The 20,602-nt window shown below is 72.5% G+C and carries 17 protein-coding genes; 8 read left to right on the top strand and 9 right to left on the bottom strand.

All coding sequences use genetic code 11. The annotated features are described in order from the left end of the window. Window positions 1-100: 100 nt before the first annotated feature. A complete protein-coding gene (locus tag ACZ3TI_RS20915) occupies window positions 101-1,201 on the top strand; it encodes an EamA family transporter (protein WP_465728224.1) in 1,101 nt (366 codons plus the stop codon). 136 nt (window positions 1,202-1,337) lie between these two features. Here ACZ3TI_RS20915 and lepB read toward each other — a convergent pair whose 3' ends face one another. Further along, window positions 1,338-2,150, bottom strand: a complete 813-nt coding sequence (gene lepB / locus ACZ3TI_RS20910; protein ID WP_465728222.1) for a signal peptidase I — start codon at window positions 2,148-2,150, stop codon at window positions 1,338-1,340. Between the two features lie 189 nt (window positions 2,151-2,339). Further along, window positions 2,340-2,675, bottom strand: a complete 336-nt coding sequence (locus ACZ3TI_RS20905; protein ID WP_465728220.1) for a chorismate mutase — start codon at window positions 2,673-2,675, stop codon at window positions 2,340-2,342. A gap of 284 nt (window positions 2,676-2,959) precedes the next feature. On the opposite strand from ACZ3TI_RS20905, the gene ACZ3TI_RS20900 reads away from it, so the two are divergent. Together ACZ3TI_RS20900 and ACZ3TI_RS20895 are read left to right on the top strand one after the other, a co-directional pair. Next, entirely contained in the window at window positions 2,960-3,385 is a 426-nt protein-coding gene (locus tag ACZ3TI_RS20900; protein WP_465728218.1) for an OsmC family protein, read from the top strand. 402 nt (window positions 3,386-3,787) lie between these two features. Then, a complete protein-coding gene (locus ACZ3TI_RS20895) occupies window positions 3,788-5,836 on the top strand; it encodes a putative bifunctional diguanylate cyclase/phosphodiesterase (protein ID WP_465728216.1) in 2,049 nt (682 codons plus the stop codon). A 189-nt stretch (window positions 5,837-6,025) separates the two neighbouring features. On the opposite strand, the gene ACZ3TI_RS20890 is transcribed toward ACZ3TI_RS20895, so the two are convergent. Continuing rightward, the gene (locus ACZ3TI_RS20890) at window positions 6,026-7,117 is read right to left on the bottom strand and encodes an LLM class flavin-dependent oxidoreductase (protein WP_465728214.1); all 1,092 of its coding nucleotides are present in this window, start codon (window positions 7,115-7,117) and stop codon (window positions 6,026-6,028) included. Window positions 7,118-7,775: 658 nt separating this feature from the next. On the opposite strand from ACZ3TI_RS20890, the gene ACZ3TI_RS20885 reads away from it, so the two are divergent. Both ACZ3TI_RS20885 and ACZ3TI_RS20880 read left to right on the top strand, forming a co-directional pair. Continuing rightward, window positions 7,776-8,330 (top strand): DedA family protein, encoded by a 555-nt coding sequence (locus tag ACZ3TI_RS20885; RefSeq protein ID WP_465728212.1) that lies wholly within the window; start codon window positions 7,776-7,778, stop codon window positions 8,328-8,330. 419 nt (window positions 8,331-8,749) lie between these two features. Further along, complete coding sequence (locus ACZ3TI_RS20880) at window positions 8,750-10,030, top strand: polysaccharide deacetylase family protein (protein WP_465728210.1); 1,281 nt, start codon at window positions 8,750-8,752, stop codon at window positions 10,028-10,030. A 64-nt stretch (window positions 10,031-10,094) separates the two neighbouring features. Here ACZ3TI_RS20880 and ACZ3TI_RS20875 read toward each other — a convergent pair whose 3' ends face one another. From ACZ3TI_RS20875 to ACZ3TI_RS20850, 6 genes are all read right to left on the bottom strand, one after another. Beyond that, a complete protein-coding gene (locus ACZ3TI_RS20875; RefSeq protein ID WP_465728208.1) occupies window positions 10,095-11,000 on the bottom strand; it encodes an alpha/beta fold hydrolase in 906 nt (301 codons plus the stop codon). Continuing rightward, window positions 10,997-12,082 (bottom strand): branched-chain amino acid ABC transporter permease, encoded by a 1,086-nt coding sequence (locus tag ACZ3TI_RS20870; RefSeq protein ID WP_465728206.1) that lies wholly within the window; start codon window positions 12,080-12,082, stop codon window positions 10,997-10,999. The genes ACZ3TI_RS20875 and ACZ3TI_RS20870 overlap by 4 nt, the downstream gene beginning before the upstream one ends. Window positions 12,083-12,330: 248 nt before the next feature. After that, a complete protein-coding gene (locus ACZ3TI_RS20865; RefSeq protein ID WP_465728204.1) occupies window positions 12,331-13,197 on the bottom strand; it encodes a branched-chain amino acid ABC transporter permease in 867 nt (288 codons plus the stop codon). Continuing rightward, complete coding sequence (locus ACZ3TI_RS20860; RefSeq protein WP_465728202.1) at window positions 13,197-13,955, bottom strand: ABC transporter ATP-binding protein; 759 nt, start codon at window positions 13,953-13,955, stop codon at window positions 13,197-13,199. The genes ACZ3TI_RS20865 and ACZ3TI_RS20860 overlap by 1 nt, the downstream gene beginning before the upstream one ends. 113 nt (window positions 13,956-14,068) lie before the next feature. After that, complete coding sequence (locus tag ACZ3TI_RS20855) at window positions 14,069-14,866, bottom strand: ABC transporter ATP-binding protein (RefSeq protein ID WP_465728200.1); 798 nt, start codon at window positions 14,864-14,866, stop codon at window positions 14,069-14,071. 5 nt (window positions 14,867-14,871) lie between these two features. Then, window positions 14,872-16,143, bottom strand: a complete 1,272-nt coding sequence (locus ACZ3TI_RS20850) for a substrate-binding domain-containing protein (RefSeq protein WP_465728198.1) — start codon at window positions 16,141-16,143, stop codon at window positions 14,872-14,874. A 369-nt stretch (window positions 16,144-16,512) separates the two neighbouring features. Here ACZ3TI_RS20850 and ACZ3TI_RS20845 point away from each other — a divergent pair, with 369 nt between their 5' ends. The 3 genes from ACZ3TI_RS20845 to ACZ3TI_RS20835 all read left to right on the top strand — a co-directional run bounded on the left by ACZ3TI_RS20845 (window position 16,513) and on the right by ACZ3TI_RS20835 (window position 20,590). Further along, entirely contained in the window at window positions 16,513-17,274 is a 762-nt protein-coding gene (locus tag ACZ3TI_RS20845) for a CoA transferase subunit A (protein WP_465728196.1), read from the top strand. Window positions 17,275-17,278: 4 nt separating this feature from the next. Further along, complete coding sequence (locus ACZ3TI_RS20840; protein ID WP_465728194.1) at window positions 17,279-18,010, top strand: 3-oxoacid CoA-transferase subunit B; 732 nt, start codon at window positions 17,279-17,281, stop codon at window positions 18,008-18,010. A gap of 441 nt (window positions 18,011-18,451) precedes the next feature. Further along, window positions 18,452-20,590, top strand: a complete 2,139-nt coding sequence (locus ACZ3TI_RS20835) for a glycosyltransferase family 2 protein (protein ID WP_465728192.1) — start codon at window positions 18,452-18,454, stop codon at window positions 20,588-20,590. Window positions 20,591-20,602: the final 12 nt, after the last annotated feature.

Raw genomic sequence — 20,602 nt, 5'->3', positions numbered from 1 at the left:
CCCGGGGGGGGTCATTGCGCCGCTGCGCACAGTTGCGTGCAGTACCAAATGACGAAATGGCGCCTTACATCGGCATCGGTATGACTGTCACAATGCGTCGGTGCACAGATCAACGGTCTCGCCCACCCTCCCTTCGGGCAGAACCCTCGGCCTCAGCCTCGCGCTGGTCTCCGCAATCGCCTTCGGTGGCTCCGGTACTGCGGCCAAGCCGCTGATCGAGGCCGGACTCTCCCCGCTGCACGTGGTGTGGCTGCGGGTCACCGGCGCCGCCGTCGCCCTCCTCCCGATCGCCTACCGGCACCGGGACGCCGTACTGCGCCGCCCCGGGCTGCTGCTCGGCTTCGGCCTGATCGCCGTGGCGGGCGTCCAGGCCTGCTACTTCGCGGCGATATCCCGCATCCCGGTCGGCGTCGCCCTGCTCATCGAGTACCTCGGGCCGCCGCTGCTGATCGGCTACGTCAGGTTCGTCCAGCGCAAGCCGGTCAGCCGGGGCGCGGCCATCGGCGCCGGCGTCGCGGTGGCCGGGCTGGCCTGCGTGGTCGAGGTCTGGAACGGCCTGAGCTTCGACGCCCTGGGCGTGCTGTTCGCCCTCGGCGCGGCCTGTTGCCAGGTCGGCTACTTCCTGCTCGCCGACGCCGCCCGCCGGGGCGAGCGCCCGGTCGACCCGCTGGCCGTCAGCGCGTACGGGCTGCTCATCGGCGCCGTCCTGCTCACCGCCTTCACCCGGCCCTGGCAGGCCGACTGGAGCCTGCTCGGCGGCGACGTGGTCATGAACGGGCACAGCCTGCCCGCGATCGTCCCGGCCGCGTGGATGGTCCTGATCGCGACCGTGCTCGCCTACCTGACCGGCGTGGTCGCCGTCGGGTACCTCTCGCCGCCGGTCGCCGGGGTGGTCGCCAACCTGGAGGCGGTCGTCGCCACCGTGCTGGCCTGGGTGCTGCTCGGCGAGCACCTGGGGCTGCCGCAGATCGCGGGCGGCCTGCTGGTGCTGACCGGTGCCTTCGCCGCGCAGGCGAGCAAGTCGGACCCGGGGGCCGGTGGGCCGGGCTCGGAGGTTCCCGCGGACGCGGCGGGGGTTCCCGCGGACGCGGCGGGGGCTCCCGCGGACGCGGCGGGGGTTCCTGCGGCGCCGTCGGATGCTCCCGCGGACGCGTCGGAGGCGCGCACGGGCGCGTCGGGGGTGCCCGCGGCGGCGTCGTAGGTGCCTGCGGCGGTGTACGTGCCCGCGGCGGTGTACGTGCCCGCAGCGGCATCGTAGGTGCCTGCGGCGGCCGTCGGCCCGGATCCGGTGGACCGGAGCGGCTTCCGGGAGCTGGTGGCGGCCGCCGAGCCCGGGGTCAGCGGCCGGTCCAGCCGAACCAGTCGAGGTGATTGAGCGGCCACACGACGGCCGACACCGGGCCGACCACGTTGCCCACCGGCACGGCGCCGCCCCCGGGGCCGCGCTGGTGGTAGCGGGAGTCCGCCGAGTCGCTGCGGTGGTCGCCCTCGACCCAGACGTAGCCCGCGGGCACCTTCACCGGACCGAAGTCCAGGCCCGCGCAGGAGTCGTCGCCCGGGTGCAGGTACGGCTCGTCCACCTTGCGCCCGTCGACGCTCAGGGTGCTGCCCTCGCACTGCACGGTCTGGCCGCCGGTCGCGATGACCCGCTTGACCAGGTAGTTGTCGTCCTTCGGCGGCACCAGCCCGACGAAGCCGAGCACCGAGCTCGCGGCGTTGGTGAACGGGTTCGAGTCGGTGGGCTGCGGCGGCAGCCAGCCCCCCGGGTCCTTGAACACCACCGGCTGCCCCGGCTCCGGCTCCCAGCCGGTCAGCGGCGCCAGCTTGTTCACGCCGACCCGGTCGCCGATCCGCAGGGTGTTCTCCATCGAGCCGGACGGGATGGAGAACACCTGGAACAGGCACGTCTTGATCAGCAGCGCGACCACCAGGCCGACCACGACCATCACCGGCAGCTCGATCCACCACGGCCGGGGCCGACGGCCCGAACGGGCCTTGCCGCCCGGGCGGGCGGGTCGGCGTCCGCGCGTGCCGCGGGCCCGTCGGCGGGCCTCGGCGCGACCGCCGGGCGCCGGGTGGGCGTGCGGGCCGTCCTGGACGGCGGAATCGCCGGGAGCTCCGCTCGGCGTTTCGGGCAGGTTCACCGCCATCGTCGCTGCTCCACCTCTCCGGCTGGGGAAACCTGCACGCTACGCCAACCGTGGAGCCTGACGAAATCGGGCATTTAGCCGCCGCCGACATCACCGGGGGTCTCCGCCGCGCCCCGCCGCGCTCCCCCCGTCGGTCGCGGCGGCGCCCCCTCCAGGCACTTTCGGGCCCTTCTGGCCCCTTCAGGTCCTTCAGGCGCGGGCGATGGCCTCGTGGTGGCGGATGACCTCGGCGATGATGAAGTTCAGGAACTTCTCAGCGAAGACGGGGTCCAGCTTCGCCCCGGCGGCCAGCTCCCGGAGCCGCTTGATCTGGTCCCGCTCGCGCGCCGGGTCGGCCGGCGGCAGCTTGTGCTCGGCCTTGAGGCGGCCGACCCGCTGGGTCGCCTTGAAGCGCTCGGCCAGCATGTGGACCACCGCGGCGTCGATGTTGTCGATGCTCTCGCGCAGGCTGGTCAGCTCGGCCCGTACGGTGGCGTCGATCCCCTCGGGCAGACCGGCGTCGGGGGTCGTGGAGTGGTCCGTCATCGGGGCGGCTCCCGGTGTCTGGGTGGGCGCCCGACCGTACGCCGGCCGGGCTCGGGCCCGGGCAAATCTAACAGGGCACCCGCTGCGGTCCCGCACTCGTGGACGGATCCGTCCACGATCCGGACAGTCATCCGGACGCCCGGCCCGCCCCCGGCACGCCCGCGCCACCGGGCCCGTCCGACGCAGCGTGACACGCCGGGCCGCAGGCGGGGCTGCCCGTACTCTGGTGCGTGCATGACCGGAAGTGACCGCTCAGCCGTCCCCCAGTAATGGAGGTACCGATCGTGGCAACCACCCGCACCGCCCGTACGGCCTGGGAGGGCGACCTCCTCCACGGGCAGGGCCAGACGACCCTCGTCTCGTCCGGAATCGGGACCTACCCGGTCTCCTGGCCGGCCCGTGCCGAGCAGGCCAACGGCAAGACCAGCCCGGAGGAGCTCATCGCGGCCGCCCATTCGGCCTGCTTCTCGATGGCCCTCTCGCACGGCCTGGCCGGCGCCGGCACCCCGCCCACCACGCTGGACACCCAGGCCGACGTCACCTTCCAGCCGGGCGAGGGCATCACCGGCATCCACCTGACCGTCACCGGCGACGTGCCCGGTCTGGACGAGGCGGGCTTCGTCAAGGCCGCCGAGGAGGCCAAGGCCAACTGCCCGGTCAGCCAGGCCCTGACCGGCACCACCATCACCCTCACGGCGAAGCTGGCCTGACGCCCTCCGGCCGCCTCTGCCGCGGCGCGTCTTCCTCCGCTCCCGCCCCGCCTCCGATCCCGCCCCGCCCCGGCGCGCAACCGGCGCCCAGGGGCGCGGCTTCGGCGCACGCGCCCCTGGCGCACATCATGTGATGTGCACCAGGGGCGTCCGCACGTACCGCCACCCATGATCACAAAGTGGGCGAATCACCCTCGCGGCGGTCACCGCGCGTTGTCGTCCCGGCCTATGATCGGCCGAAGCGCCCTGTTCTTCACGCGGGTCCCCGCGCGACAGCGCCCCACGGCGGGCGTCCCGCAGCGGACCGACTCCGAGGACCGCGACAGAGTGCGGAGCCGACCACCGGGTGCCGACTGGCCGGCCGGACCATCGCCAAGCGTCAGCAGCGGACGGGAGCATGCCGTGCCGGGCCAGAACGAGGGGGCCGACGCACACCACCCGGGCGTGCGGCACGAGGAGACACCACACCACCGCCACCTCACTGCGCCGGTCCTCGGCCCGGCCGCCGGTTCTGACGCCGCCTCCGGTCCTACCGCCGCCGGCGCCTGCGGGACGTTGGAGGAGCCCGAGGTGCTGCTCTGCCCCACCTGCTCGGCCCCGCTCACCGACGGCTCCCACCGGAGCGCCGCCGACGGGGCCGACCGGGCGGACGGCGGGGCCGACCGGCTGCTGGCCGCACTGCGGGCCAGCGAGTCCCGGTTCCGGGCGGCCTTCTGCGACGCGGTCATCGGCATGGCCCTGATCGACCCCGAGGACCGGATCATCGAGGTCAACCCGGCCTTCGCCAGCCTGATCGGACGGGGCGTCGGCGAACTCGTCCGCACCCACCTGCACGAGATCATCGACCCGGAGGGCATGCCGGACCGGCTGTTCTCCGAGCTCGTCCACGGGGAACGGGAACGGTTCCGCGTGGAGAAGCAGCTCAAGCACCGCGAGGGCCACGAGGTCTGGAGCAAGGTCACCGTTTCGCTGATCAGGGACGGCGCCGGACAGCCGCTCTACACCCTCGCGCTGGTGGAGGACATCACCGAGCAGCGCCGGCTCGGCGACCGCCTCGAGTTCCAGGCCCTGCACGACCCGCTGACCCGGCTGCCCAACCGGACCTACTTCTTCGAACGGCTCGACGCCGCCTGCCTCGCCGTGACCGAGGAGCCCGGTCCGAACCCGGCCGCCGCCGCGGGGCGCCGGGTCGGCGTCTGCTACCTGGACCTCGACGGCTTCGCGGCGATCAACGAGGCCCTCGGCCACCACATCGGCGACCAACTGCTGATCGCCGTCGCCGCCCGGCTGCGGCGCGGGTTCGACGGGCACGACACCCACCTGGTGGCCCGGATGGGCGGCGACGAGTTCGCCGTCCTGGTCACCGACAGCCTGGGCAGCGAGCAGCTGACCGAGCTGGCCGGTCGGATCCTGGAGGTGCTGGAACGTCCCTTCGACGTCGCCGGGCACCGACTGGTGGTCACCGCCAGCGTGGGCGTCGTCGAGCGCTCCGTGCACGAGACCACCCCGACCGACCTGGTCAAGGACGCCGACGCCACGCTCTACTGGTCCAAGGCCGACGGCCGCGCCCGCTGGACCCTCTACGACCCGGACCGCGGCGCCCACCAGCTCACCCGCCAGCTGCTCGCCACCGCGCTGCGGCCGGCCCTGGAGCGCGGCGAGTTCACCATCGAGTACCAGCCGCTGGTCGGCCTGGCCGACGGCGCCGTGCACGGGGCCGAGGCCCTGGTCCGTTGGCGCCACCCCCGCTACGGGACGCTCTCCCCGGACCGCTTCATCCCGCTCGCCGAGGAGTCCGGCGCGATCGTGCCGCTCGGGAAGTGGGTGCTGGAGGAGTCCTGCCGCCAGGCCCGGCAGTGGCTCACCGAGTTCCCCGGCAGCGAGACCTTCGTGAGCGTCAACCTGGCCGCCCGCCAGATCTGGGACTCCGACGTCGTCGCCGACGTCGCCCGGGCACTCGAACTCACCGGCCTGCCGGCCCGGCTGCTCCAACTGGAGATCACCGAGAGCGCCCTGCTCGGCCCCGGCGGGCGCCCGCTGCAGGCCCTGCAGGCACTCGCCGACATGGGCGTGCGGATCGCGATCGACGACTTCGGCACGGGCTACTCCAACCTGGCCTACCTCTCCCGGCTGCCGGTGCACGTGCTGAAGCTCGACGGCACCTTCATCGAGGGCTTCCGCGACCCGGCCCCCTCGGACCGCCCCGGCCGCCCCGAGCTCGGTGCCCGCCGCAGCGACGCCGACGAGCAGATCGTCGGCGCGATGGTGCAGCTGGCCCACACCCTCGGTCTGACCGTCACCGCCGAGGGCATCGAGAGCGCCGCCCAGGCCGAACGGCTGCGACTGACCGGCTGCGACACCGCGCAGGGCTGGTACTTCGCCCGGCCGGGCGAGGCCGCGCTGGTCGCGGCCATACTCCGCGACGGCCGCCCCGCCCTGGACGGGCGGTAGCGGCGGGCGGTGGGGCGGGCGGGGCCGGCGCAGGCGGGGCCGGGCCGGAGCCGGCGGGGCTGGCGGGGCCGGGCGGGGTGGGCCCGGCTGGGCCGGGCGGGGCGGGGGCCGGCGGGGACGGGTTGCCTACGGGCCGTCAGCCGGTCGGCGTGCGTCGGTGGTCCGGCATCGGCGGTCAGACATCGGCCGTCAGGCGTCCGCGGTCAGGCCGTACGCCTCGGCGATCAGGCCGTAGGAGCGGAGACGGGCCTCGTGGCCGTGGATGTGCGAGGTGACCATCAGCTCGTCCACCCCGGTCCGCTTGCGCAGGGCCTCCAGTCCGTCGGCGACCCGGCCCGGGTCGCCGAGCACGACGTTGTCGAGCCAGCTGTCGACGAAGTCCGCCTCGACCGGGCTGTACGGGTACTGCTCGGCCTCCTCCGGGGTGGGGATCGGGCCGGGGTTGCCGCGCCGCAGCCGGAGCATGCCGAGGGCCGCGGAGCGGGCCAGGCGCCGGGCCGAGGACTCGTCGTCGGCCGCGACCGCGCTCACGCCGATCAGCGAGTACGGCTCGGCGAGCACGGCGGACGGCCGGAAGGAGGACCGGTAGAGGTCCAGGGCCGGGAGGGTGTTGGTGCTGCTGAAGTGGTGGGCGAAGGCGAACGGGAGGCCCAGCCGGCCCGCGAGCCGGGCACTGAAGCCGGAGGAGCCGAGCAGCCAGACCGGCGGGCGGCCGTCGCCCTGGGGGACGGCGGTCAGCTGGGCGTACGGGTGGCCGGCGGGGAAGTCGCCGTCGAGGAAGTGGGTCAGCTCGGCAAGCTGCTGCGGGAAGTCGTCCGCACCGTCGGCGTGACCGCGGCGCAGTGCGCGGGCGGTGGCCTGGTCGGTGCCGGGGGCTCGGCCGAGTCCGAGGTCGATCCGGCCGGGGTGCAGGGCCTCCAGCAGGCCGAACTGCTCGGCGATGGCCAGCGGGGCGTGGTTGGGGAGCATCACGCCGCCCGAACCGAGCCGAAGCGTCGTGGTGCTGGCTCCGAGGTGGGCGAGCAGGACCGCCGGGGTCGAGCTGGCCACCCCGGGCATGCCGTGGTGCTCGGCCACCCAGAAGCGGTGGTAGCCCCACCGCTCGGCCTCGCGGGCCAGCGCGGTGGTGGCGGCGAGGGCCTCGGCGGGCGTGTAGCCGACGCCCACGGTGGCCAGGTCGAGGATCGAGAGCGGAGCGGGTGCCGTTCCTCGGGCGGTTCCCCGGATCGCCGCGCCGGCCGTCGGCTCGGTCCCGTGCTCCTGCTGGTCCTCGGTGGTCATGCCGTCCGCCCTCCTGGCTGTCCTTGAGCCGGCCCTCGTGTGGCGGCCGCACGGGTCTCGGGTGGCCCGGCGGTCGCAGCTGCCGACCGGGGTCAACCACGGCCGGGAGCTCGCTGTTCCCGCGCGCCGGGTGCCGGTCGGTCCCGGTCCGGGTGCGTTTCGGCCATTCCTCGCGGGGCGCCGACCGGCCGGTCGACTGACGGAGAGCCAGCACGCGGACACGGTTGGCGACTTCACGCCAGCGCCGGAAGTCGCCAGCGCCAGGGCTCGCGGCGGGGGGCGGCGTCCGGCAGTCTGGTGATCAGGAACGGATCGCCCAACGGGCTCCGCACTCCACCAGCAAGATCGTCGGGCTGGACCAGCTCCGGACGGTCACTGCGAGCCCTCGGCGCGGCACCCCGCCCCGGGGGCTCGTTCGATTTGGGGCAGCCCTCGCCCATGGAGGCGGCCCCTCTCCTTCGGTCCGCGCATGTGACCCGCCGCCTCGACGGGCGGCCGGAACCCGTGGTCGTGATCTGCGGCATACCGGGGTGCTTCATGGCATGAAAAGTCGAGGCGCTAGCGTTGACCCCTGCAGCCACCTGCTCGCTCGGGCGGCGTGGAGGGAGTAAGGGCCTTGGACTTCGTGGCGGCGATCGGATCCTCGTGGATCTGCGCCTTGGCAATCTTCGCCGTGCTCGGAGACGCCCTCCTCCCCTTCATCCCCAGCGGGACGCTGGTCATCCTGGCGGTGCTCAAGACGGCGCAGATCAACGGTGCCCCGCTGCTGCTCGGCCTGGGCGTGGCGATCGCCTCCTTCCTCGGCGACGTCCTGCTGCTCAACCTGGCACGGCGCGGCGCCCCGGTGCTGCACCGCCGGCTCGCCCGGCGCCCCAAGCTGGCAGCCAGCGTGATCCGGGTGCAGGAAGCCCTGATCGAACGCCCACACGGCGCGGCCGCGGCGATGGTGGTGATCGCGCGGTTCGTTCCGGCCGGGCGGACCGTCCTCGACCTGGCCATCGGCCACTCCCCCGCCCATCCGCACCGCTTCCTGCACTGGTCGGCGCTGGCGGCGATGGTCTGGGCCGCCTACATCGTGACGCTGGGCTGGCTGAACAGCCACTGGTTCAACACCGCCTGGCTGAGCCTCGTGGTCTCCTGCGCGGCGGCCACCGCGATCAGTACCGCGATCGCACGGATCGTGCGCCGCACCCGGCGGCTCGCCGCACTCTGACCGGCCCGCCCCGGGGCGAGCCACTCTCGCCGCCCCGGCGGCTCCTCACCCCCCTTCAGCGCTCCTGCTGCCCCTTTACTCGCCCTCGAGCCGCGTGTCCCATCGAGGGGCAAAAGTTTTCCCAAAAAGGCGATCAATCAGGCCGAACGCTGACGAACTCCCCCAGGATCCGGGCAGTCCGGCGGTACCGTACTGCCCGGGCCGCAGGGAGTGCGAAGCGTCACAGGACCGCAACAGACACCGGATCACTGCAGCCCAGCCGAGTACACCCGACGTGTTGAGAGTCGTGAGAGCCGGGCGGCCTTGGTGACCGTCACGGCAACATGACATGCTAACGGCGGAATAATCATCAATTGCCCGATTTGACCGGTGCGGTCGCGGACCGCCCTCACCACCGGCATCGGCACCCAGGGGAGACCATGACCAGCATCTCGCGCAGGACGGTGCTCAGTGCGACCGCTGCGACCGCGGCCCTCGGCGCGGTCACGGCCTGCTCCAGCGGCGGATCCGGTTCGGGCCAGAGCTCCACCTCTCCCGGCACCGGCGGCGCGAGTGGCACCCCGGGCGGCAGCACCGGCGATCCGACCCAGGCGGTGGCGCCCAAGGGCACCCCGATCGGCGACGGCTCCAACGCGGACACCGGCCCGCAGCCGAACCAGCCCAAGCCCGAGAAGCTCAAGCCGGGCGAGCGGCCGCCGCAGTTCGTGGTGTTCTCCTGGGACGGCGCGGGCGGCACCGAGGACGGCCAGTTCCCCCGCTTCCTGAAGCTGGCGGAGCAGTACAAGGCCACGATGACCTTCTTCCTCTCCGGGATATACGCCCTGCCCAAGGGCAAGGCCGACCTCTACCACCCGCCGAAGCACTCGGTCGGGGCCTCCGACATCCCGTACCTGTCGGACAACGCGGTCAAGAGCACGCTCAAGCTCGTCAGCCAGGCCTGGCTGGCCGGACACGAGATAGGCACCCACTTCAACGGGCACTTCTGCTCCAGCCGTCCGGACAAGAACGGGGTCAACATGTGGACCCCGGAGGACTGGCAGAGCGAGATAGACCAGGCCATCGGCTTCGTCACCCAGTGGCGGACCAACACCGGCTTCACCGACGTCGATCCGCTCCCCTTCGACTACAGGAAGGAGCTCATCGGCGGCCGCACCCCGTGTCTGGAGGGGCAGAAGGCGCTGCTGCCGACCATCGCCAAGCTCGGCTGGAAGTACGACGCCAGCTCCTCGGGCGGCCTTCAGATATGGCCGCAGAAGGTGCAGGACGGCAAGGTCTGGGACTTCCCGCTGCAGTCCATCCCGTTCCCCGGGCACACCTTCCAGGTCCTCTCGATGGACTACAACATCCTGGCCAACCAGTCCGGCGGCAGCACCAAGGGCGACCCCGCCAAGTACAACGACTGGCGCACCCAGGCCGCGGGCTCCTACCTGGCGGGCTTCGACCGCGCGTACAACAGCAACCGGGCGCCGTTCTTCGTCGGCAACCACTTCGAGCAGTGGAACGGCGGCATCTACATGGACGCCGTCGAGCAGACGCTCAAGGCCATCGCGGGCAAGCCCGACGTCCGACTGGTCTCCTTCAAGCAGCTGGTCGAATGGCTGGAGGTGCAGGACCAGTCCACCCTGCGGAAGCTGCGCTCGCTCAACGTCGGCCAGGCTCCGGCCGGCGGCTGGGAGACCTTCCTCGGCACCGCCGGCTGACCCGCCGGGGACCGGGGGAGCCGATCCCGGACCCGGGAGGGACGGGCCGGGACGGACTGGGCGGTTACCCCGCGGCGGGCGCGCCCGTGAGCAGGCTACGGACGATCCGGTCGGCCCCGGCCTCGCCCCAGAGGATCGAATAGTGGTTGGTGTCCGGCACCGGGGAGGTCGGAACCCGCTCCCGGTCCAGCCCGGCCCGCTCGATCCGCTGGTGGTCGTAGAGGCCCTGTGGCTCGTCGAGCAGACCGCGCTCCGCCCAGAGCAGTTCGGCAGGGCAGGGCAGCCGGTGCACGGCGGCGGCCGCCTCCTCGTCCAGCAGGACCTGGGTGCCGTCGGTCTGCACGGCCTCCAGGACGCAGGAGGAGCGCAGCTCGGGCGCCGCACCGACGAGGTCGCGCTGGGTGTAGGCGTCGATCCCCTCGGACCACGCGCTGCCGAAGGCCGGGTGGCGGCGCCAGAACTCCCGGTAGGCGTCGCGGTCCGGGAAGGTCATGGACAACCGGGCCAGCGCCGGGCCGAGCACCGCGGCCAGGGCGTCCTCCTCGCGGACGCCCTCCGGCAGCGGGAAGGTCACCGCACCGTCCACCAGCAGGACCCGGCGGACCAGTTCGGGGTGCCGGACGGCGGCCAGAGCGGTGACCCAGGCCCCCATCGAGTGGCCGACGACCACGGCGGGCCCCGCGTCGAGGGCGCTGATCAGCGCGGCCACGTCGTCGGCGTGCCGGGCCAGCCCGAACGGTCCGGCGACCGAGCGGCTGGCTCCGCGGCCCCGCAGGTCGGGTGCGAGCAGGGTGACCCGTCCGGCGAGGCGGCGGGCGACCTCGTACCAGGCGAGGCCGTTGGCGGTGATGCCGTGCACCGCCACGACCGTCGGCGCCCCCGGCTCCTCGGCGGGCCAGCGCAGGACGGCCAAGTCCCCGCCGGGCACGGGGACGGTCAACTCCTCGGGCTTCAACGACGACTGGCTCACGCGGGAGTACCTCCGGAGGGGCGGGCGGCCGGGACGCCGGTCGGCGTGCGGACCGCGCGGGCGGATCGGGCGGCGTGGATGCGGGCAGGCAGTCTAGCCAGGCCCCCGGGCAGCAGGTAGACCACGGCGACGAACAACGCGCCCAGCAGGAAAAGGGGTTGGGAGAGCGGCACACGCAGGGCGGCGGGCAGGTCGGCCACAGCCGTCGAGTTGGCGAGGTCGCCGAGCCGGTGGCTCGCCCAGGTGTACAGGACACCGCCAAGCAGCGGCCCCCAGCGGGTGCCGGATCCCCCGAGGACGACCATGACCAGGAACGCGAGGGTGGTGTCCGAGGAGACGGCCTGCGGGGTGGCGCCACCGGTCAGCAGCAGGTAGACCACCCCGCCCAGCCCGGCGAGCGCCCCGGCCAGCACGAAGGCGACCAACTTGTAGCCGTAGGGCCGCAGTCCGAGCACCTCGACCCGGCGCTCGTTCTCCTTGATGCCCTCCCAGACCCGGCCGATCGGCGAGTTGACGACCCAGTGGACCGCGGCGACCGTCAGCACCAGGTACCCGACGGCGATCCAGTAGAGGCTGGCGGTGTTCTCGATCCCGAGCAGGCCGGAGGGCAGCAGGTCGGCCGGGGCGGATCGGCCCTCCTCGCCGCCGGTGGCGCCACCGGGGTTGCGCTGCACGAGGATCGAGCCGGCCTGGGCGAAGGCGAGGGTGACCATGGTGAAGCCGATGCCGGTGACGCGCAGGCTCACCGAGCCGAGCAGCAGCGCCAGCAGCACGGTGCAGGCGACGCCGAACACCGCGGCGGCGGCGAAGGGCAGTTGCAGCTCCAGCATGCCGAGGTCGGTGGCGTAGAGGCCGGTCGCGAAGTAGAGCGCGTGGCCGAAGGAGAGCAGTCCGGTACGGCCGAGCAGGAGGTCGTAGCCGGTGGCGAGGGCCCCGTAGAGCAGGCACAGGGCGAGGAGTTGGAGACTTCCGGGGCTGCCGAGCGGGCCGTCGAGCAGTCCCGGGACGGGAAGCGCACTGTATGGGGCGACAAGGAGCGTGATCAGCAGGGCGATCGGCCACCAGCGTAGCGCTCTGTGCACCACTGTCCAGCGATTAGTGACTGAATCACCTGTTCGAGGGATGGCGCCGGACTCGCGAGTGTGTTCACAATGGGTCTCGGCAAGGCTGGTGTCAGTCCCCCTTGCCACAGTAACGGTGTCGACGGAGCTGGTGTCAGTCCCCTCCGGCGGCACGGCAGTCACGGCAGGGCTGGTGGAAGTCCCCCCTGCCGGGGCGGCGCTGCGGTCGGCCGCGGGGCCACCGGTGCTCGTGATCGGAGTTTCGGCGCTCACGCGAGCCTCCCGGTGAGTCCACGGGGTCGGACCAGAAGCAGCACGGCGAGCAGGACGACGACCGAGAGGTCCCCGAGCCCGGCGCCGGTGTAGTAGTTGGCGAACTGCTGGACGAGACCGACGCCCACCGAGGCGACGGCGGCTCCGGTCACGGAGCCCATGCCGCCCATCACCACGACGACGAAGGCGAAGACGAGCAGGCCGGTTCCCTGGCCGGGATTGACCGAACCGAAGTAGAGGCCGCCGAGGGCACCGCCGAGCGAGGCAGCGGCCCCGCCGATGGCGAAGACGAGGGTGAACGCCTTCCGGACGTCGATGCCGAGCGCCGTGACCATCGCCCGGTCCTCGACGCCGGCCCGGACGATCAGCCCGTAGCGGGTGCGGGCGAGGAACAACCGAAGAGTGAGCAACAGCAGTACGGCGGCTGCCACCAGCACGAAGCGGTTGACCGGGACGGTCGCACCGAGCACGTGCCAGGTGCCGGACAGCAGGGCCGGCTGGGGGAAGGGGCGGGCGTCCGCGCCCCAGATCCCCATGAGCAGGGCGGGTACGGCGAGCCCGACCCCGACGGTGGCGAGGATCTGGTCGCGCGGGCGGCTGTAGAGCGGCCGGATCAGGAAGTACTCCAGCAGGACGGCGGCGGCCGTCCCGACCAGGGTGCCGAACGGCACCGCGAGCCAGAAGGAGAGGCCTGCCTCGGCACCCGCCCACCAGGTGGCGTAGGCGCCGATGGAGAGCAGGGCGCCGTGCGCGAAGTTGAGCACGTCCATCAGACCGAAGATCAGCGACAGTCCGGAGGCGACCAGGAAGTACAGCGCACCGAGACCGAGTCCGGTACAGGAGAGGAGAACGACGGTGTCCATCAGGGCTTCACCTCCGCGGTGACGACAGGGGTGGCCGGGGAGGCGGCGGGCCGGGGTCCGCCGGCGAGCGGGTGACGGGAGCCGACGCCGAGCAGGCGGCGGGCGGCATCTTCGTCGGCCAACAGCTCGGCGGTGTCCCCGCGGTGGGCGGTGCGGCCGTCGGCCAGGACGGCGCAGGTGCCGGCCAGCCGACGCACCAGGGCGAGGTTCTGCTCGACGAGGAGGACGGGCACAGCCTGGGCCGCACGCGCCAGCACCTCGGCCACCTCGGAGACGATCTTCGGCGCCAGGCCCTTGGTGGGCTCGTCGGCGATGATCAACCGGTTGCGGTTGAGCAGCGTCCGGCCGATCGCCACCATCTGCTGCTGGCCGCCGGAGAGCGTCCCGGCCAACTGCCCGGCCCGCTGCTTCAGTTCGGGGAAGAGCTCGTGGACGAGCGCGTAGTCCGGCTCACCGGCACGCTCCCCGCTCCGGGCACCGCGCTCGGCGAGGTGGAGGTTCTCGGCGACCGTCAGGCCGGCGAAGATCCCCCGGTCCTCGGGTGCGTAACCGATGCCATGGCGAACGACCAGATGCGTGGGAAGGGAGGAGAGTTCAGCACCGGCGAGGAGGATGCTGCCGGTGCGCGGCACCAGGCCCATGACGGCCTTGACGGTGGTGGTCTTGCCCGCCCCGTTGCGGCCGAGGAGAGCGGTGACCCCGACGGGCGCCACGTCGAGGTCGACACCGTGCAGGATGTGCAGCCCGTCGATGACCACCCGCAGATCGCGGACGGAGAGGAGGGGTTCGACATCGGATACCGGAGAGGAGGCCGACGGCGAGGAGGACGACTGCGGCAAGGACGACTGCGGCGAGGAGTTCGGAGAGGAGGTCACAGCGCCTCGCCCAGGTAGGCCTGCTGCACCGTCGGATCGGCCATCACGGCCTCGGGGGTGTCCAGGGCGAGCAGGGTGCCGTGGTGCATCACCGCGAGCCGGTCGGCCAGGCCGAGCAGGACGTCCATGTGGTGCTCGACCATCAGGACGGTCCGGCCCAGGTCGCGGTGCACGGAGCGGATCAGCTCGGTGAGGGCGGGCACCTCCTCCGCGCTCACTCCGGCCATGGGCTCGTCCAGCAGGATCAGCCGCGGGTCGGAGACCAGCAGGACGGCCAGCTCCAGCTTGCGCTTCTCCCCGTGCGAGAGCGCGCCGGCCGGGGTGTCCGCCCGATGGGTGAGTTCGGTGCGGTGCAGGGTGTCCGCGAGCTGCTCCTCATACCGGTCGGCGCGCCGCCAGAGCCGGTACGAGGCACCCGGACCGGCCGCCGCCTGAGCAGCCAGGCGGACGTGGTCGGCGACCGTCATGCCCGGCCAGAGGGAGGAGGTCTGGAAGGTGCGGCCGAGCCCCCGGCGGGCCCTGGCGTGCACGGTCTCGCCGGTGATGTCGGCACCGTCGAGCCGGAGGCGGCCGTCGGTCGCCGGATAGATGCCGGAGATCAGGTTGAAGAGAGAGGTCTTGCCTGCGCCGTTGGGTCCGATGAAGGCGATGAACTCGCCTTCACTGACAGAGAAGGAGACGTCCTCGACGATCGGTACACCGCGGACGGACCAGCCGAGTCCGTCCAGGCTCAGCACCGGGGAGGAGGAACGCACGGCCGACGTGGAAGGAGTGGTGGCGGTACGGGCGGGCATCGTGGTCAGCCCGCCATCGGGGTGACCGGGGGCGCCACCTCGTCCGCGGTCAGGGTCTTCTCCACCGAGGGCTTGGCAGCAGCCGCGGTGCCGGTCAGCCGTACCTGGAACATCGGCTGGAGGAGGGCGTGGTCCTCGGCGCGGACCGAGGCCTTCCCCTTCACGCCGTCGAAGCTCCAGCCCTCCAGCGCCTTGACCAGGGCCGAAGTGTCGTCGGCGGAGCCGTGGTTGGCCTCGACGGCGTGCACGATCATCTGGGCGGCGGTGAAGCCGTCGGGGGTGAAGATGTCGCTCTTCCCGCCGGCGGCGGTGACGGCCTCGTCCATGGCCTTCTCGACCGGGGTGCTGGCGGCGCCGCCGAAGTAGTGGTTCAGGAAGGAGATCTTCTCGGCTGCCGGGCCGAACAGCGGGTAGGAGGCGGCCAGGTCGAGGCCGGTGACGACCTTGGTGTCGGCGAACACGTCCTGCTGGTTGAGCGCCGTCCACAGGGCCGAGGCGGTGTCGCCGGCCCAGGCGACGAACAGCAGGTCGGGCTTGGCGCTCTTGGCCTGGGTTGCGAAGGGGGTGAGGTCGGTGGCGCTCGGCGGGGCGAGCACCTGGTCGACCACAGCCCCCTCGGCGCCGAGCACGGCCTTGACGGCAGCCACGTTGGCTTGTCCGAAGGCGTTGTCCTGAGCGAGCACGGTGACCTTCTTGCCCTTGGCGTCACCGACGAACGAGGCCGCCGTCCTGATGTCCTGATAGGACTGGCGACCGGAACGGAAGGTGTACTTGTTCAGACCGGTGACCTTGTCGGCGGCGGCCGGACCGCTGATGAAGAGCACCTTGTTCTGGGCGGCGATCGGGCCGACCTGGAGGGCCACACCAGAGGCGGTCGAGCCGGCCAGGACCTTGTAGCCCTTGCCGATCAGGCCCTTGGCAGCCGACACCGCCTTGGCAGGGTCGCCCGCGTCGTCCTGCTCCTCGAACTCGATCTTGTGCCCGTCGACCACGCCGGTGCCCTTGGTCGCGTAGCTCAGGCCGGCCTTGAAGCCGTCCAGGTACTGCTTGCCGTAGGCGGCCAGCGGTCCGGTCTTGGAGTACACCAGGCCGACCTTGACCGGGCCGTTGCCGCCGCCGTCCGCCGCGCTCGTCCCGGCGGTGCCGACCTTGGCGCAGCCCGCGGCGAGCAGGACGCACGCCGCGAGGGCGGTGAGCTTCCGGGCCGGGCCGCCGGTCAGGGGCTCGCCCGAGCGGGCGCCGGAGGCGGTCCTGGTGGGGACTGTCGAGCTGCGCATGGTGACCGACTCCTGAGGTGCGGCTGGGTGGATGCCGGAACCGTAGGTGTGCGGTGGGAGCGGCGACATGTGACCGTACGACGCATCAGCCCGCCGGGATGTGGCGCCGGCCGACATACCACCGGTCCGGTGCCGGCTTCCGGGCACCCGGATGTGGCACACCGACACGGGTCCGCACCCACCCGTGGCGGCAGCCGCCATGGCTACGACAGCCCACGCCCGGCGACGGTGGAGGGGCGGGGCGCCGCTGCCGCGCCCGTCCCCTCCTCCCGCTCCCCTCCCCTCCCCTCCCCTCCCCTCCCCTCCCCTCCCCTCCCCTCCCCTCCCCTCCTCCCTCGCCCCTCCTCCCACTCCTCATGAGGTGACCCCTTGGACAAGGTCCTGGACTCCCCCGCCGACGCGGTCGGGGACATCCCCGACGGTGCGGTGCTGGCCGTCGGCGGCTTCGGCCTCTGCGGCATCCCGAGCACGCTGATCGGCGCCCTGGCGGACACCGGTACCACCTCGCTGCACGTGGTCTCGAACAACTGCGGGGTGGACGACTGGGGGCTGGGCCTGCTGCTGCGGGCGGGCCGGATCGCCCGCATGACCTCCTCGTACGTCGGGGAGAACAAGGAGTTCGCCCGGCAGTACCTCTCCGGCGAGCTGGAGGTGGAGCTGGCCCCGCAGGGCACGCTGGCCGAGCGGCTGCGGGCGGGCGGCGCCGGCATCCCGGCGTTCTTCACCCCGGCCGGGGTCGGCACCCAGGTCGAGGAGGGCGGGCTGCCCTGGCGCTACGCGGCGGACGGCTCGGTGCAGTCGGCCTCGCCGCCCAAGGAGGTCCGGGAGTTCGGCGGCCGCCGGTACCTGCTGGAGGAGGCGATCACGACGGACTTCGCGCTCGTCCGGGCCGAAGTAGCGGACCGTCACGGCAACTGCGTGTTCCACGCGGCCGCCCGGAACTTCAACCCGCTCTGCGCGGCGGCGGGCCGGATCACCCTGGTGGAGGCGGACCGGATCGTCGAGCCGGGCGAACTCCCGCCGGACGCCGTGCACCTGCCCGGGGTGTACGTCGACCGGGTGGTTGCCGCCGACCCCGAGGACCGCCGCATCGAGCGCCGGACCGTCCGCCCCGCACTCCAGGAGGCCTGAACCGATGACCACCCCGCGCACCACCGTCGCCCCGGCCGCCACCGCCACCGCCACCGCCACCGCCACCGCCACCGCCACCGCGAGCAGCACCCCCGCCCTCCACCTCGACCCGCGCAAGGCCCTGGCCGCCCGTGCCGCACGGGAGTTGCGCGACGGGCAGTACGTGAACCTGGGCATCGGCCTGCCCACCCTGATCCCCAACCACCTGCCGCCGGGCGTCGAGGTGGTGCTGCACTCGGAGAACGGCATCCTCGGCGTCGGGCCGTACCCGGAGGAGGGCGCCGAGCACGCCGATCTGATCAACGCCGGGAAGGAGACGGTGACGGTCGCCCCCGGCGCCTCGTACTTCGACTCCGCCTTCTCCTTCGGCATGATCAGGGCCGGCCGGATCGACGTCTCGGTGCTCGGCGCGATGCAGGTGTCGGCCGCCGGGGACCTCGCGAACTGGATGATCCCCGGGAAGATGGTCAAGGGCATGGGCGGCGCGATGGACCTGGTGCACGGCGCCCGTCGGCTGATCATCGTGATGGAGCACACCGCCCGGGACGGCTCGCCGAAGATCGTGCGCGAGCTGTCACTTCCCGCGACCGGACGCGGAGTTGTGGATCGGATCGTCACCGACCTCGCGGTGGTCGACGTGACCCCGGAGGGGCTGCGCGTGGTGGAGACGGCGCCGGGCGTGGAGTTCGCCGACGTCCAGGCAGCGACCGACGCCCCCCTGCTGCCCCCGATATGACCCCCGCCTAGGCCCCACCCCGACCCCCCTTGGGCCGCGCCGCGCGCCGTACAGTTCGGACACGTCGGGGGAATTCGCTTCGCTATCACCTCTGCGGGCGAGATTGGCCTGGAACCATGGGATCTTCATGCCTGAGTGGTGATCATTCGCCGGAACGGTTGCGATCTGCGTGACGCTCCGGGAGAGTTGAACACGTCGAGGATCCGAGCACCCGGAGGGGAAGCCGGGAAGTTCGCCGGGATCCCGCATTCGGAGTCACCGTGCAGGCGCATAACTGAACCACTCGCACACTTCATGTGCTGAACAGCCCGGTGAACTGCCTGAAAAGGCCGCAGTTCACCGGGCTGTGTTCTGCCTGGACGACGGCGCCGCGACGAAGCCGAGTAGCGCGAAGCAAGCCGAGCAAACGAAGCGAGGCGCGAAACTCCGGGGGGAGCAGCTATGACCACGCCGTTCGCACGGCGCAGGGGCGCCGGAACGGCCCGCGGGCGAGGTGCCGGCCGGCTCGACGAGGCCGCTCTGAGCGAGTTACCGATACCCGAAGCCCCCTACGACTACGGCCACTTCAGCCGTCTCGCCGGCCCGGCCCACGATCCGGACGAGGACGACGACCTCGGCGGCGGCGTCTACCGCCCCGAGCCCCGGGTCGGCCACCCCGGGCCCCGGGTCGGCCACCCCGGGCCCTGGGCCGACCGACCCTGCCATCCCGGGTCCCCCGCCGCCCAAGCCTCGCGCCCCGAGCCCCCGGCACCGCCCTACCGCGTCCGGTACCGCAGTCTGCTGCGTCGCGAGCCGCACCGGATCCGCGCCGCCCTCCTGCTGTCGGCCGCCCCCGTGGTGGAGTTGGTGCTGCTGGTCTGGCTGCTGCTGCCGGAGCACTGGCCGGAGCGGCTGGACGAGACGAACCCCCTGGTGCTGCTCGGCGACAAGGTGATGATCGGGATCATCGCCGCGGTCGAGGTGTTCCGCCTGGTCAACGTGGTCTCCAACACCCATGCCACGCTCGTCGCCCGCGATCCGATCCCGGTGACCCCGGAGCCGGGCACCCGGGTCGCCTTCCTCACCACCTGCGTGCCCGGCAAGGAGCCGCCGGAGATGGTCCGGGCGACGCTGGTGGCGGCCCGCGCCGTGCGGCACGAAGGACCGTACGACGTCTGGCTGTTGGACGAGGGAAACGATCCTGCAATGCGGGCACTCTGCGCCGAGCTGGGGGTCCGCCACTTCACCCGCGCCGGTCGGCCGCTCTGGAACCGGCCCAAGGGCAGGTTCCGTGCCAGGAGCAAGCACGGCAACTACAACGCCTGGCTCCAGGCGCACGGCGACGACTACGACTTCTGGGTGTCCGTCGACACCGACCACGTCCCGCTGCCCGACTTCTGCGAGCGCATGCTCGGCTACTTCCGCGACCCCGACGTGGCATTCGTGGTCGGACCCCAGGTGTACGGGAACTACCGCAGCTCGGGCTCGTCCGTCACCACATTCTCCGAGAGCCAGCAGTACCTCTTCCACGCCCTCATCCAGCGTGCTGGAAACCGTTACGGCGCGCCCATGTTCGTCGGCACCAACAACGCCGTCAGAATCCGCGCGCTCCAGTCGATCGGCGGGTTGTACGACTCCATCACCGAGGACATGGCGACCGGTCTGGAGTTCCACCGGAGCCGAAACCCGGAGACCGGAGAACGTTGGAAGTCCGTGTACACCCCGGACGTGCTCGCGGTAGGCGAAGGCCCGTCCTCCTGGACCGACTTCTTCTCCCAGCAACTGCGGTGGAGCCGGGGCACCTACGAAACCCTGCTCACCCGGTACTGGCGGGTGCTCTGGCAACTCTCGCCCGGGCGCCTGCTCAACTACTCGCTGATGGTGCTCTTCTACCCGATGGCCGCGCTCACCTGGCTGCTCGGCGGTCTGTCCAGCGTGCTCTACCTGGGCTTCGGCGCCTCGGGCGTCCACGTCTCCTCCGAGATCTGGATGATGCTGTACAGCGATGCCGCCGCGCTCCAACTCCTGCTCTACACCTGGAACCGCAAGCACAACGTGAGCCCGCACGAGCCAGCCGGTTCCTCCGGGGTCGCCGGCATGGTGATGTCGGCGCTCTGCGGGCCGATCTACGCGGCCGCGCTGCTGCAGGCGCTGGTGCGCCGCCGCAGCCGCTTCGAGGTGACCCCGAAGGGCCGCTCGGCCAGCACCGACCGCCTCGGCACCTTCCGCTTCCACCTGTTCTGGACGCTGGTGCTCGGCGGCGCGATCACCGCCTCCCACTTCACCGGCTACGACCACGCCGCGATGCGCACCTGGGCCTGGATCGCCCTGGGACTGACCCTCCTGCCGCTCCTCATCACGGCCGGTGACGCCGTGCGCCGCCGCCGTACCCGGCCCACCGCGACCCTCACCGTCACCGGCGGCCCGGCGGCGGCCCCGAAGGTCCTGCTGGAGAAGCGCCGCCCGCGCCACGCCCGCGACCCCCGGGCGGCCCAGCCCGTACAGCCCGCACAACACGGAGAGCCTGCACAACCCGCACGGCACGAAGAACACACCCAGCCCGCACCCGACCGGGCCGAGAGCGGCACCCCCATCCACTGAGGGAGCAACCAC

It is taken from the genome of Kitasatospora sp. NPDC023120 (genome assembly GCF_055560835.1).
The sequence above is the reverse complement of the archived record's forward strand: the minus strand, read 5'-3'. Positions and strand labels throughout refer to the sequence as shown.